The following is a 13,925-nucleotide window of genomic DNA, read 5'->3' as shown; positions in this document are numbered from 1 at the left end:
CGCTTACTCCGCAACGAGGTTGACGGCCCGTCCGGTTGCTACCGGGCGGGCCGTCGCCTTTGCTGAGCGCTGACGGGGGACGCGGACATCGCAGGCCGGCTCCTGGAAACGGGCCTGGGACGAAGGAGGTTGTGGTGACAGGCGACTGGGAGTGGCTGAGGGGTTCGCAGCCGTCCAGCGAGGTGCCCGAGCAGCTGTGCGCGCCGACGGCATCGCCCGCCCTCAATCTCGGTGTGCAGGTGATCGGCAGCAACATCGTCGGCAACGACGTGGTCGAACTTGCCGCGCGATACATGGCTGAACATGCCCGGCTCGAACTGTGGATGGGAAGTCACGAGCCGCCCTTGGGCTTTCGGCAACAGTTCGCACGAAGCCGGGCCTCTTCCGAGGCGCTGCTTGTGGCCTACGAGGCATGGGTCGCGTTCGAAACCGCCTACCGGGCGTCCGGCAAGAAGGTCGACCAGGTGCGCGACGGGCGAGAGAGGCTGAAGGCAGCCCTGCGCGGGGCCACTGACGCTCTCATACGTGCCAGGATCGAATAGCTGAGAAGGACGGGTGTTTCCTCCCGTCAGTCCATCCTTGGCGCTTCAGCGGACGGTGGGCCGCCGACGTCGCCGGCCGGGGTTCGCGCTGGACACCATCAGCGGCTTCGCCCGCCAGCAGGGCGCGTCTGGTCGGCCGAGGTGCGCCTCGGCTCCTTCACGCGGCTCGGCGACTTCGAGCCGGCCCGTCAGGAAGAGGCGGAGGAGCGGCTCCGGACGGGCGGTCCGACCGCTCTGTGGGAGCTGGCCAGGGCACAGTCCGAGCGGTACCGGCGGGTGGCGGAGCTGCTCGTCGCATAGGGCCGAATAGGAATGACGGCGCCCAATACAGCGTTGGCGGTGTTTTGAGTCCGCATTTCTGGTGACCTCGACCACGAACCATCCTTCGGCAGGCAACCATGTGAACGAGCGGTGAATCTACCTTCTTGTAGCGCGGCTATGATGTGACCGAGATTGATGCTTAATTCAGACAAACGGGGATTTATCACGTGAAGGCTCTCGTGCTCTCCGGAGGAGCGGGTACCCGCCTCCGTCCGATCACCCACACCTCTGCCAAGCAGCTGGTGCCGGTGGCGAACAAGCCTGTGCTGTTCTATGGACTGGAGGCGATCGCCGAGGCGGGGATCAGAGAGGTCGGGATCGTCGTCGGGGACACCGCGGAGGAGATCCGGGAGGCCGTCGGTGACGGCTCGCAGTTCGGGATCGAGGTCACCTACATTCCGCAGGAAGCGCCCCTCGGGCTGGCCCACGCCGTGCTCATCGCGCAGGACTTCCTCGGTGACGACGACTTCGTGATGTACCTCGGTGACAACTTCATCGTCGGCGGCATCACGGGCCTGGTGGAGGAGTTCCGTACCGAACGGCCCGACGCGCAGATCCTGTTGACCAAGGTTCCCAACCCGACCTCCTTCGGTGTCGCCGAACTCGACGCCGCCGGGCGGGTGGTGGGGCTGGAGGAGAAGCCGAAGGAGCCCAAGAGCGATCTGGCGCTCGTCGGTGTCTATCTGTTCACTCCGGCCGTGCATGAAGCCGTGCGGTCCATCGAGCCTTCCTGGCGTGGCGAGTTGGAGATCACGCACGCCATCCAGTGGCTGATCGACGACAAGCGTGACGTCCGCTCCACCACGATCTCCGGGTACTGGAAGGACACCGGCAACGTCACCGACATGCTGGAGGTCAACCGGTCCGTCCTGGAGACCGTGCAGCCGCAGATCGACGGCACGGTCGACGAGGAGAGCGAGATCATCGGCCGGGTACGGATAGAGGCGGGCGCCTCCGTCAGCGGCAGCCGGATCGTCGGTCCCGCGATCATCGGCGCCGGCTCGGTGGTCAACCACGCCTACATCGGCCCCTTCACATCCGTCTCCGAGGACTGCAGGATCGAGGACAGCGAGATCGAGTACTCCATCGTCCTGCGCGGTTCGTCGGTGACCGGCGTGCGCCGCGTGGAGGCCTCGCTCATCGGGCGCGACGTCGAGGTCACGCCCGCGCCCCGCAACCCGTCGGCCCACCGGCTCGTGCTCGGTGATCACAGCAAGGTGCAGATCTCTTCATGACGGTCCCTTCGGCCCCCTCCTCCTCTCCCACCCGCATCCTGGTGACCGGCGGTGCCGGGTTCATCGGCTCGCACTACGTCCGCACCGTCCTCGGCCCCCAGGGCCCGGGCGATGTCGCGGTCACCGTGCTGGACAAGCTGACGTACGCCGGCAACCCGGCCAACCTCGACGAGGTGCGCGCGCACCCGGGGTTCGCCTTCGTGCAGGGCGACATCTGCGACCCCGAGCTGGTCGGCAAGCTGATGGCCGAGCACGACCAGGTCGTGCACTTCGCGGCCGAGTCGCACGTGGACCGATCCATCGACGGCGGCGCGGAGTTCGTACGCACCAACGTGGTCGGCACCCACACGCTGATCGACGCGGCGCACCGGGCCGGCATCAAGACCTTCGTGCACATCTCCACCGACGAGGTCTACGGCTCGATCGACGAGGGCTCCTGGCCCGAGACGCACCCGCTGGAGCCCAACTCGCCCTATTCCTCGGCGAAGGCGTCCAGCGATCTGATCGCGCTGTCGTACCACCGCACCCACGGCCTGGACGTCCGTGTCACCCGCTGCTCCAACAACTACGGGCACCACCACTTCCCCGAGAAGGTCATCCCGCTCTTCGTGACCAACCTCCTCGACGGCAAGAAGGTCCCGCTGTACGGCGACGGCGGCAACGTCCGCGACTGGCTGCACATCGACGACCACGTCCAGGGCATCGAGCTGGTGCGGACGAAGGGTCGCGCCGGCGAGGTCTACAACATCGGTGGCGGGACCGAGCTGTCCAACAAGGAGCTCACCGGGCTGCTGCTCAAGGCCTGCGGCGCCGACTGGGAGACCAGCGTCGAGTACGTCGAGGACCGCAAGGGCCACGACCGCCGCTACTCCGTCGACTGCACGAAGATCCGCGAGGAGCTCGGCTACGAGCCGCGCAAGAGCTTCGAGCAGGGCCTCGCGGAGACGGTCCAGTGGTACCGCGACAACCGCGCCTGGTGGGAGCCGCTGAAGGAGCGGGCCGCGCTGTGACCCCTCCGCTGCAGAAGCAGACCTGGCTGGTCACCGGTGCCGGCGGCATGCTCGCCCAGGACGTCCTGGCCCGCCTCGCCGCCGACGGCATCCCGGCGGTCGCCGCCGGCCGCGCCGACCTCGACCTCACCGACCCGGCCTCGGTGCGCACGGCCCTGGCCGCACACCGTCCCGCCGTGGTCGTCAACTGCGCCGCCTGGACGGCCGTCGACGACGCCGAGTCCCGCGAAGGCGAGGCCCTGCGCGTCAACGGCGACGGCGCTCGCCACCTGGCCGAGGCGTGCGCGGCCGACGGGACCGTACTCCTCCAGGTCTCCACGGACTACGTGTTCGCGGGCGACGCCGAGAAGCCGTACCCCGAAGACGCGCCCACCGGGCCCCGCGGCGCCTACGGCCGCACCAAGCTCGCGGGCGAGCGCGCGGTCCTCGACACCCTCCCGGACACCGGCTACGTCGTGCGCACGGCCTGGCTGTACGGCGCGGGCGGCGGTAACTTCGTCCGTACGATGATCAAGCTCGAAGGCGTCAAGGACACCCTCGACGTCGTCGACGACCAGCGGGGCCAGCCCACCTGGACCGCCGACCTCGCCGAGCGCCTGGTCCGCCTGGGCCAGGGCGCCCTCGCCGGCACCGCACCGGCCGGCGTCTACCACGGCACCAGCTCCGGCGAGACGACCTGGTACGGCTTCACCCGGGCCATCTTCGAGCGGCTCGGCGCCGACCCGGAGCGGGTCCGGCCCACGACGAGCGCGGCCTTCGTGCGCCCCGCGCCCCGGCCCGCGTACAGCGTGCTGGGCCACGACCGGTGGGCGGCGGCCGGCATCGAGCCGATCCGCGACTGGCGCGAGGCGCTGACCGAGGCGTTCCCCGCGCTCGTGAAGGCCGAACGGGGTTGACGATCACGACGGAGGGGCCCTTCGCGGACGTACGTGTCGGCGAAGGGCCCCTCTGTCGTACAACCGAAGACCGCGCCGGGAGGTCCGAGTGCACATGAAGACAAGGCATGTCGCGGGCGCCGTCCTGATACTGCTGCTGTCCGCCTGCGGGTCGGGCGGAGCGGACGAACCGCCGGCACCTGGCCCCTCGGTCCACGCCGACTTCAACGGTGACGGGTACGGCGACCTCGTCGTCTCCGACACCACCGCGACCGTGAACGGGAAGTACGCCGCCGGATACGCGGCCGTCCTGCGCGGCTCCGCGCAGGGCCCGCGGCTCAAGGGGCGGCAGGTCGTCACCCAGGACGGGCTGGGGCTCGGCAAGGCGGGCGAGGGCGGCGGCTTCGGCAGCTCAAGCAGCAGTCTCAGCGCCGACCTCGACGGTGACGGGCGGGCCGACTTCGTCACCCAGGCGGGCCGGAGGACCATCTTCGTCGTCTGGGGGAGCGGCAAGGGGCTCTCCGGCGCGGCCCGGCTGACGGGTTCCGCGCCGCTCACCGGAGATGTCGACGGGGACGGGCACGCCGATCTGGTCCTGTCCGGGAGCGCCGGGAGCCACGACAACGCCGTACGGGTGCTTCTGGGGCCGTTCGACCGCAAGGGCGTGCCGAACAGCACTGTCTCCGTCGACCTGACGCCCAGCGACCCGGCGCACTACGACGCGGTGCCCGCCGCCCTCGGGGACGTCACGGGGGACGGCAAGGACGATCTCCTGGTCTCCTGGGGGATCCTGGTGGACGAGTCACCCGTCGCGGAGGCCACCTATCTGTACCGGGGCGCCGCGGGCGGGAAGTTGTCCAAGGGGCCGCGGCTCACGGACGAGCGGGGCGAGGACTTCTACGGCTCCTCGCTCAGGACGGCGGACATCGACAAGGACGGGTACGCCGACGTCGTGGCGGGGCTCGCCTGCGAGATGCGGGGCGACCCCATGCCTCCGGAGGGCGGCAGCCGGTTGGATGTGCTGTACGGAGGGCCCTCGGTGCGAAGCCGGCGGTTCACGGCGGAGACGGCGGGGCTGCCGGTCCAAGGACCCTTCTCCTTCTGCTCGTTCGGTGGCCGGCCCGCGGTCGGTGACGTGGACGGGGACGGGTACGCCGATGTGGTGTTCTCGGCCGAGGTCGAGAAGGGCACGAAGCAGGAGCTCCTCGTCCTGAGAGGGAGTGCCGAGGGACTCACTCTCAAGGGGGCGCAGGCCCTGCCCGGTGACTCGGCCGTGCTGCTCGACACCGACCGCGACCGGGCGGCCGAACTGGTGGTCGAGGATCAGGGAGAGATCCGGGTGCTGCGCGGTGGACCGGACGGCGTCGACACCTCACCGATGCTCACGATCAAGGCGACCGACCTGGACCTCGGACCGGAGGTAACGGTGCCGGGGCGCGGCCTCCGGCCGATCGGATGAACAAGGGGGAATGACGAGAGGGGTCCTCGCGGACGCATCCGCGAGGACCCCTCTTCGTGTGCCGCCTCTTGTGCGTCGGCTCAGCCGCGCAGCTCCGCGTAGTACGCCTGGCACGCCTCGTACGACGGCAGCAGACCCCGCGCCTGCGCCTCGGCCAGCGTCGGTGCGGCCGCGTCCTTCTCGGAGAGGACCGGCTCCACCGTCGTCGGCCACTCGATGGCCAGGTCGGGGTCGAGCGGGTGGATACCGTGCTCGCGTTCGGGGGCGTAGCCCTCGGAGCACAGGTAGACCACGGTCGCGTCGTCGGTCAGCGCCATGAAGGCGTGCCCGAGTCCCTCGGAGAGGTAGACGGAGTGGTGGTCCACGTCGTCGAGCCGTACGGCCTCCCACTGCTTGTAGGTGGGGGAGCCGGTACGGATGTCGACGATGACGTCCAGGATCGCGCCGCGCACGCACTTCACATACTTGGCCTGGCTGGGCGGTACGTCGGCGAAGTGGACGCCGCGCAGGGTGCCGCGGCTGGAGACCGAGCAGTTGGCCTGGGCCAGGTTCAGCCGGTGGCCCGTGGCCTCGGCGAAGTCCGGCCCCTTGAACCACTCGTGGAAGCTGCCGCGCGCGTCCGGGAAGACCTTCGGCTCGTGGATCCAGGCGCCGGCGATGCCGAGCTGCCTCATGTCGTTCACATCCTTGGTGTGCTGAGTCGTGCCGTGTGTCCGGGGTGTGGGCGTGGTCAGCCGACGAACTTCGCCGCCAGCCGGCGGACCTTCTTGCGGGCGGAGGAGGGGAGCCGGCGCACGATCGGGCCGCCGACGGCGCGCAGCCTGCGGCGTACGGTCGCCTTGCGGCGCCTGACCACCGTCGCGCGCACCAATTCCGGGTCCACGACCGGGAGTTCCGTGCCGAGCCGCAGTCGCCCGCCGCCGTTGACGGTGACCTTGCAGAGGTCGAGGGCGGGGTTCTTGTCTCCGTCCAGCCGCACGGAGGCCTGCCAGCGTCCGGCGGGCGCCGTCACGCGCTCGGGCAGGACGAGGTGGCTGCGGCCCTCTATCGGGACGACCTCGGCCGGCATCACGTGCGTCCGGCCGCCGTCGGCGGTCAGCACCAGCTCCGTCTTCAGCGGCGCGGTCGCCGGACGGGCGAACACGTCGAGCCGCAGCTCCGGCCGGCTGCCGGGCATCCGGAGCACCGGACGGCCCTCCAGGTACTCCACCAGCCTCTTGCTGCGGCGGGCCACGTCGAGCGTGAGGTTGCCGTGCGGGTCGGTGAAGTACGGGATGACCGGGCGGGCCGGGGAGCCGAGCAGCGCCGGGCGGCACTCCGCGTCGACCTGCGGCGCGCGGTCGGCACCCAGCCGGGCCTTGCGGACCAGACCGAGACCGCGCACCGGGACCCACACGTCCCAGAAGCCGCGCGAGACGGGACCACGGCCCTTGGCGCCCTGCGGGTTGACCTGACCGGTGCCGCTCAGGACCACCTCGCAGGCGCCGTCGCCCAGTTCCTCGACGGCGGAGGTGAACTCCATCGCGCAGGGCCACTCGACGGCCGTCTCGCGGTTGCGCAGCGACATCTCGGCCTTGTACTCGTCCAACTCGGCGGTGACGTCGACCAGTTCGCCCTCTCCCAGCAGCCCGTCGGTGTACTCGGGGTGCAGGTAGAAGCGGCCGTCGCGGCGCAGCACCTTGAGCGGCTCGCCGTCCTCGCCCTGGAGCAGCCGGGCGGTGACCGTGACGGCCAGCTTGCCGTTCGGCTTCCACTTGACGTCTTCGAGGCGGGCCGTGCCCTTGACCCCGCGGGCGAACTCGGCGAGCCGCAGCAGGCCCTGGCGGTCGTCGCGGCGCAGCAGCGTGGAGCGGATGCGGGAGATCGCGCCGAGCCCGTCGTGCACGCCGTCGCCCATGAAGTCCTTGGCCAGCGGCTGGATGGCGTCGACCATCTCGTCGAGGTAGGCCTGCTCGTACTTCAGGACGTTGGGCTCGCTGATCCGGCCGAGCATCTCCACCCGGTAGAAGCGCCGCAGCAGCATGTCCCGGAATTCACCGGGCTCGGTGTTGGCGATGACGACGTCGAGGACCTCGCGGAGGTTTCCGTAATAGCCGGAGGGAACCGGCCTGGTGGAGCCCGCGTTCTTTCCGTCGTCGCGCTTCGAGTAGTAGTAGCAGGTGTAGCTGCCGAGAATGGAGACGACCTTCGCGGGGAAGTACGTCTCCATCATGTAGAGCTGGTCCTCCAGCCGCCGCTTTCCCTCGGGATAGGCGATGTTGTTCTCGCGGAGAAACTCGGTGCGGAACATCTTGTGCGGCGTGAGGCTGTCGTACAGGGGCGCGTCATGGATGGTGCACTTCTCCCGGTCGACCCGGAAGACCCCGTGCGGCACACCGCGGAAGTTGCTGGCCACCTTGCCGATGACGATGTCCGACCCGTTGCGGTGACCCATCTCGTACAGTCGCCGCAGCGCGTCGGAGGCCAGGTAGTCGTCCTGGTCGACGAACTGGACGTACTCGCCCTTCGCCTCTCCCACGCCGATGTTCCGCGGCTTGCCCGGCCAACCCGAATTCGGTATGTGGACGACCCGGAAATGCGGGTGCTGCGCGGCAAGGGAATCCAGTTCGGCGGGGGTGTCGTCGGTGGACCCGTCATCGACGAAGATGACTTCGAACTCGTCGACGGAGAGGGTCTGCTTCAACAGTGAGTCGATGCAGGGCTGAATGTACTTTCCCGGGTTGTACACCGGGATGATGACGCTCACCTTGGTCGGCATCTGGGGAACCTGTTCTCCTGTCGGGTAGCCCTGCGGGTAGTGGCTCTCACGTGGACGTGCGGTGGCCAAGATGTGTATGGCTGGAGTCACAGAGTAGCCGCAGCGCTTTGGGGTACAAGAGGGGGATTCCGACCCTCCGGTTCCGCGTCGGATCCCGGGCGGTCCCGGGGCGGACCTGGCCCGGTTTGACCAGGCCGCGAGCGGGCCCGTAGCCTAGACCGTCGGCGTGTCAGAACAGAGGCATGCCACATCCCCGTAAACCTCTTACCTTCCGGACGCCTCGGCGACCGGGAGAGGCTGTCCGTGTTCGTACCGGACTGCTGGCCTGCGGGGGTGCCGTTCTCCGAGCGAAAGAGAGATCCGCGTGTACGCCATCGTGCGCAGCGGTGGTCGCCAGCACAAGGTTGCTGTCGGCGACATCGTTGAGGTTGACAAGATTTCCACTGCCAAGGTTGGCGACACGGTCGAGCTCTCGACCCTGCTCGTTGTCGACGGCGACGCTGTGACCAGCGACCCGTGGGTGCTGGCCGGCATCAAGGTCCAGGCCGAGATCGTGGACCACCACAAGGGTGTGAAGATCGACATCCTTCGCTACAAGAACAAGACCGGCTACCGCCGTCGTCAGGGCCACCGCCAGCAGTACACGGCGATCAAGGTCACTGAGATCCCCGCGGCTGCGAAGTAAGGGACTGAGGAGAAATGGCACACAAGAAGGGCGCATCGTCCACCCGGAACGGTCGCGACTCCAATGCCCAGCGGCTCGGCGTGAAGCGCTTCGGCGGTCAGGTCGTCAACGCGGGTGAGATCCTGGTCCGCCAGCGCGGCACGCACTTCCACCCCGGCTCCGGCGTCGGCCGTGGCGGCGACGACACGCTGTTCGCGCTGAACTCGGGCGCGGTGGAGTTCGGTACCCACCGTGGCCGCAAGGTCGTGAACATCGTTCCGGTCGCCTGAGGCTCAGGCACCTGATCGGAAGCTTTCGCGAGGCGGACCTCACTTCCCTGGTGGGAAGCGGGTCCGCCTTTCGCGTGTTAGTCAAGAGACACTGTTGTACGTAACTGGAGGCACATCCCATGACCACCTTCGTGGACCGCGTCGAGCTGCATGTCGCCGCGGGTAGCGGAGGCCACGGCTGTGCCTCCGTCCACCGTGAGAAGTTCAAGCCGCTCGGCGGTCCGGACGGCGGCAACGGCGGAAGGGGTGGGGATGTCATCCTCATCGTCGACCAGTCCGTGACCACGCTGCTCGATTACCACCACTCCCCGCACCGCAAGGCCACCAACGGCAAGCCCGGCGAGGGCGGCAACCGCTCCGGCAAGGACGGCCAGGACCTGGTCCTGCCGGTGCCGGACGGCACGGTCGTGCTCGACGGCGCGGGCAACGTGCTCGCCGACATGGTCGGCCACGGCACCTCGTACATCGCCGCGCAGGGCGGCCGCGGCGGCCTCGGCAACGCGGCGCTGGCCTCAGCCCGCCGCAAGGCCCCCGGTTTCGCGCTGCTCGGCGTGCCCGGTGACTTCCAGGACATCGTCCTGGAACTGAAGACCGTCGCCGACGTGGCGCTGGTCGGCTACCCGAGTGCCGGCAAGTCCTCGCTGATCTCCGTGCTGAGCGCGGCCAAGCCGAAGATCGCGGACTACCCCTTCACGACGCTGGTCCCGAACCTGGGCGTGGTGACCGCCGGCGAGACCGTCTACACCATCGCCGACGTGCCCGGGCTCATCCCCGGCGCCAGCCAGGGCAAGGGCCTCGGCCTGGAGTTCCTGCGCCACGTCGAGCGGTGCAGCGTGCTCGTGCACATCCTGGACACCGCGACGCTGGAGTCCGAGCGCGACCCGATCTCCGACCTCGACATCATCGAGGAGGAGCTGAAGCAGTACGGCGGTCTCGACCGGCGCCCGCGCATGGTCGTCCTCAACAAGATCGACGTACCGGACGGCAAGGACCTCGCCGAGATGGTGCGGCCGGACCTGGAGGCCCGTGGCTACCGCGTCTTCGAGGTGTCGGCGGTCGCGCACACGGGGCTGCGTGAACTCTCCTTCGCGCTCGCCGAGTTGATCGCCGAGTCGCGGGCCGCCAAGCCGAAGGAGGAGGCGACCCGGATCGTCATCCGCCCCAAGGCGGTCGACGACAGCGGCTTCACCGTCGTGTCGGAGGAGGACGGTCTCTTCCGCGTGCGCGGCGAGAAGCCCGAACGCTGGGTCCGCCAGACCGACTTCAGCAACGACGAGGCCGTCGGCTACCTCGCCGACCGGCTCAACCGCCTCGGTGTGGAAGAGGCGTTGATGAAGGCGGGCGCCCGCTCCGGCGACGGCGTCGCCATCGGTCCCGAGGACAACGCGGTCGTCTTCGACTGGGAGCCGACCATGATGTCGGGGGCGGAGATGCTCGGACGACGGGGCGAGGACCATCGCTTCGAAGCGCCGAGGCCTGCGGCGCAGCGGCGTCGGGACCGGGACGCCGAGCGCGACGAGGCGCTTCAGGAGTACGGGGATTTTGATCCGTTCGAGTAGGAGTACCGGGCGTTCGGGGGCGCCGTCTGCTGGGGGCTGCCGCCCCCGGACCCCCGCTTCGGCCTGAACGGCCTCGTCCTCAGACGCCGGACGGGCTGGATTTGCCGACCTGCGCCGACAAGCGCTCTCGTGTCGCCCAACACGACGACCCCCGTCGGTGACACTTCCCTCGGCACCACCAGTACGAGGCGAAGTGTCTGTCTAGTTGTCATGTGCACGAATGCCCGTGTTCAGCGCGTGGACCTCCCGCCTGCGTGAGCCTCTAGGTGTCCAAGAGGCCGGCGAGGCAAGGGAGTTCACCCGTGACCGGAGCAATCTCGCCTGACCGGCGCCGATTTCTGACCGCGGGGGCCGCCGTTCTCGGCGCCGCCGCCTCCGCCCAGGTCTGGCTGCCCGGTACCGCCCGAGCGGCCGAAACCGCGTTGCCCGACGGGGTGTTCAGCCTCGGTGTCGCCTCCGGGGACCCGCTGCCCGACGGGGTCGTGCTGTGGACCCGGCTCGCCCCGGACCCGCTGCACGGTGGCGGTATGCCCGACAGCGTGGTCCCGGTGGAGTGGGAGATCTCGGAGAGCGACCGGTTCCGCAAGGGGGTGCGGCGGGGCGTCGCCCTGGCCCGGCCCGAGTACGGGCACAGCGTCCACGTGGATGTACGGGGGCTGCGCCCGGGCCGCGCGTACTGGTACCGCTTCCGGGTGAGCGGCCAGCTCTCGCGCACCGGCCGGACCCGTACCGCCCCCGCGCCGCACAGCACCGGCGGCTCGCTGCGGGTCACCCTCGCCTCCTGCCAGAACTGGCAGAACGGCTGGTTCACGGCGTACGCCGACATGCTCGCCCAGGACCCCGACGTCGTGCTCTTCGTCGGCGACTACATCTACGAGTCGGCGCCGGTCTCGACCGGGCCGCGCCGGCACGAGGGCACGGGGGAGCCGTACACCCTGGTGCAGTACCGCAATCGGTACGCGCAGTACCGCAGCGACCCCGATCTCGCCGCGATGCACGCCAGCGCCCCCTGGGTGGTCACCTTCGACGACCACGAGGTCGACAACGACTTCGCCGGCGAGATCCCGCAGGACCCCGACAAGCAGACCCACGACGCCTTCGTGGCCCGGCTGACCGCGGCCTACCAGGCCTACTACGAGCACATGCCGGTGCGTGCGAGCGCCGTCCCGAGCGGGCCGCACATCCAGATGTACCGCCGCCTGGAGTTCGGGCGGCTGGCCCGGCTGAACGTCCTCGACACCCGTCAGTTCCGCAGCGACCAGGCCACCGGCCAAGTCGGGGCGCAGGACCCGTCGTCGACCATGCTGGGCGCGCAGCAGAAGCAGTGGCTGCTCGACGGGCTGCACGGCTCACCGGCCCGCTGGAACCTCATCGCCTCGCAGATCATGATGGCCGAGACCGACCTCCAGGTCGGCGAGGGCAAGCTCTGGTACTACGACGCCTGGGACGGCTACCAGGCCGAACGCAACGCCCTGATGGGGGAGTTCGCGCACGTCCGCAACCCCGTCGTGCTCACCGGCGACCGTCATCTGACGATGGTCAGCGACCTGAAGAAGGACTTCGCCGACCCTGATTCCGCGGTCGTGGGCGCCGAGTTCGTCGGTACGTCCATCTCCAGCAACGGTGACCAGAACCAGGCCGCGTTCCACACCGAGTGGGACCCGCGGATGCCGGACAACCCGCACTGGAAGCTGATCGACGCCCACCGCGGCTACCACCTCTTCGACATCCGGCGCGACGCCATCGACGCGAAGGTGAGAGTGGTCGACACGGTTCTGCGGCCGCGGGCGACGCCGAGCACGCTGGGCCGGCTGCGGGTGGAGGCGGGGCGGCCGGGGGTCGAGTTGGTGTGACCTCCGGATGAGGGAGCCTGGGGCTCATCCGTGTCCCAGGCGACTCTCAGTCCAATCTCAGGTACTGCTCTTACTCTCCGTTAACCATGGAGATCGACTGTACGAGTGATGACGACAGGGTGAACGGCGGTCGCGCCGGTCTCGCCCCGCTGCCGGCAGGAACCCGGCTGCTGCACATCGGCCCGCACAAGACCGGGACGACCTCGATCCAGGGTGCGCTGTTCGCCGCGAAGGACCAACTGCCCGGCCACGGGGTCGTGTTCCCGGCGAGCACCAGACACCCGATGGAGGCCGCGCTGGCCGCCTGCGCCCGGCCGGCGATGATGGGCGACATCGCCCCCACCGACAAGCACTGGACCCGGCTGCTGGACCAGGTGGCCGCCACCAAGGCGAGCACCTCGGTGGTGAGCAGCGAGTTCTTCGCCGACGCCGAGGACGACGCGACCGTACGGCGGATCGTGGAGCAGCTCGGCGGGGAGCGCGTGCACATCCTGGTCACGCTGCGCCCGCTGGCGAAGATCATGCCCTCGCAGTGGCAGCAGTACGTGCAGAACGGTCTGCGCATGGGCTACGAGAACTGGCTGGAGCACATGCTTCGCAAGGCTCCGTACGAGAAGCCCAACCCCAGCTTCTGGCGCCGGCACCGGCACGACCGGCTGGTCGAGCGGTGGGCCCGGGTGGTCGGTCCTGAGCGCGTCACCGTCGTCGTGGTGGACGACGGCGACCGGGACGGTCTGATGCGCACCTTCGAGGTGCTGTTGGGACTGCCCACCGGGTTGCTGCAGCCGGTTCCGGACGCGGCGAATCGTTCCCTTACCCTCGCCGAGACCGAAATGCTGCGGAATCTTAATATGGAATTCCGCGGCAATGGACTTCCCGACGAGCTGTATTCCAAGCTCGTGCGCAACGGCGCGGTGATGCATATGAAGAACTCGTGCAGTCCCGCACCCGAGGACGTGAAGATCGGCACCCCCCGCTGGGCCCTTGAGGCGGCCGCCGGGATCGGCGCCGAGATGGTCGGGCGGATCGGCGCGACGGGCGTACGCCTCATCGGTGATCCGGCCGTTCTCTCGGCCGTGCCGAAGGCGCCCGCGTGGGAGGCGCCGGCCGAGCCGCGGATCGCCCCCGAGGTGGCCGCCCAGGCGCTCTACGGCGTGCTCGCCGCGGCCGCCGCGGTGCCGGTCAGACACACCGCGGCGGCGAAGGCGCGCACGGTTCACCAGACGTCCTCCAAGGAGCTGGTGAAGGTGCTCGGGCACCGCTGCCTGAAGAAGCTGCGGCGCCACTGAGGCGCTCCGGCGTCACGCTGAGCGATGACCGGCCCCTGTGGAGTTACTCACAGCAATAAAGCGGGAACCC

Annotated in this window: 13 protein-coding genes; 11 read left to right on the top strand and 2 right to left on the bottom strand. The window is 69.4% G+C overall.

What is annotated here, in order from left to right:
- Positions 1–134: 134 nt before the first annotated feature.
- The 6 genes from M2283_RS14795 to M2283_RS14770 all read left to right on the top strand — a co-directional run bounded on the left by M2283_RS14795 (position 135) and on the right by M2283_RS14770 (position 5,442).
- Positions 135–542, top strand: a complete 408-nt coding sequence (locus M2283_RS14795) for a hypothetical protein (RefSeq protein ID WP_280876650.1) — start codon at positions 135–137, stop codon at positions 540–542.
- A 141-nt stretch (positions 543–683) separates the two neighbouring features.
- A complete protein-coding gene (locus tag M2283_RS14790; RefSeq protein ID WP_280876649.1) occupies positions 684–842 on the top strand; it encodes a hypothetical protein in 159 nt (52 codons plus the stop codon).
- A 188-nt stretch (positions 843–1,030) separates the two neighbouring features.
- A complete protein-coding gene (locus M2283_RS14785; RefSeq protein ID WP_280876648.1) occupies positions 1,031–2,098 on the top strand; it encodes a glucose-1-phosphate thymidylyltransferase in 1,068 nt (355 codons plus the stop codon).
- On the top strand, positions 2,095–3,108 hold the full coding sequence (gene rfbB, locus M2283_RS14780) for a dTDP-glucose 4,6-dehydratase (RefSeq protein ID WP_280876647.1): 1,014 nt from the start codon (positions 2,095–2,097) through the stop codon (positions 3,106–3,108). The genes M2283_RS14785 and rfbB overlap by 4 nt, the downstream gene beginning before the upstream one ends.
- Positions 3,105–4,004: a dTDP-4-dehydrorhamnose reductase gene (gene rfbD / locus M2283_RS14775; protein WP_280876646.1), complete on the top strand. Its 900-nt coding sequence runs from the start codon at positions 3,105–3,107 to the stop codon at positions 4,002–4,004. Before rfbB ends, rfbD begins: the two co-directional genes overlap by 4 nt.
- A 94-nt stretch (positions 4,005–4,098) precedes the next feature.
- Positions 4,099–5,442 (top strand): FG-GAP repeat domain-containing protein, encoded by a 1,344-nt coding sequence (locus tag M2283_RS14770; protein WP_280876645.1) that lies wholly within the window; start codon positions 4,099–4,101, stop codon positions 5,440–5,442.
- Between the two features lie 80 nt (positions 5,443–5,522).
- Here M2283_RS14770 and rfbC read toward each other — a convergent pair whose 3' ends face one another.
- Together rfbC and M2283_RS14760 are read right to left on the bottom strand one after the other, a co-directional pair.
- Positions 5,523–6,116, bottom strand: coding sequence for a dTDP-4-dehydrorhamnose 3,5-epimerase (gene rfbC / locus M2283_RS14765; RefSeq protein WP_280876644.1), 594 nt, complete (start codon positions 6,114–6,116; stop codon positions 5,523–5,525).
- Positions 6,117–6,172: 56 nt separating this feature from the next.
- Positions 6,173–8,200, bottom strand: coding sequence for a glycosyltransferase family 2 protein (locus tag M2283_RS14760; RefSeq protein ID WP_280876643.1), 2,028 nt, complete (start codon positions 8,198–8,200; stop codon positions 6,173–6,175).
- Between the two features lie 364 nt (positions 8,201–8,564).
- Here M2283_RS14760 and rplU point away from each other — a divergent pair, with 364 nt between their 5' ends.
- The 5 genes from rplU (at position 8,565) to M2283_RS14735 (ending at position 13,855) form a co-directional block, all read left to right on the top strand.
- Complete coding sequence (gene rplU, locus M2283_RS14755) at positions 8,565–8,885, top strand: 50S ribosomal protein L21 (RefSeq protein WP_006374708.1); 321 nt, start codon at positions 8,565–8,567, stop codon at positions 8,883–8,885.
- 14 nt (positions 8,886–8,899) lie between these two features.
- Positions 8,900–9,154: a 50S ribosomal protein L27 gene (gene rpmA, locus M2283_RS14750; protein ID WP_280876642.1), complete on the top strand. Its 255-nt coding sequence runs from the start codon at positions 8,900–8,902 to the stop codon at positions 9,152–9,154.
- 119 nt (positions 9,155–9,273) lie between these two features.
- Positions 9,274–10,713 carry a GTPase ObgE gene (gene obgE, locus M2283_RS14745; protein WP_280876641.1) on the top strand — a complete coding sequence of 480 codons (1,440 nt, stop codon included), beginning with the start codon at positions 9,274–9,276 and terminating at the stop codon, positions 10,711–10,713.
- A gap of 302 nt (positions 10,714–11,015) precedes the next feature.
- On the top strand, positions 11,016–12,566 hold the full coding sequence (locus M2283_RS14740) for an alkaline phosphatase D family protein (RefSeq protein WP_280876640.1): 1,551 nt from the start codon (positions 11,016–11,018) through the stop codon (positions 12,564–12,566).
- A gap of 86 nt (positions 12,567–12,652) precedes the next feature.
- Positions 12,653–13,855, top strand: coding sequence for a hypothetical protein (locus M2283_RS14735; protein WP_280876639.1), 1,203 nt, complete (start codon positions 12,653–12,655; stop codon positions 13,853–13,855).
- The last annotated feature ends 70 nt before the right edge of the window (positions 13,856–13,925 follow it).

Source organism: Streptomyces pseudovenezuelae (assembly GCF_029892565.1).
GTDB classification, from domain to species: domain Bacteria; phylum Actinomycetota; class Actinomycetes; order Streptomycetales; family Streptomycetaceae; genus Streptomyces; species Streptomyces pseudovenezuelae_A.
The sequence above is the reverse complement of the archived record's forward strand: the minus strand, read 5'-3'. Positions and strand labels throughout refer to the sequence as shown.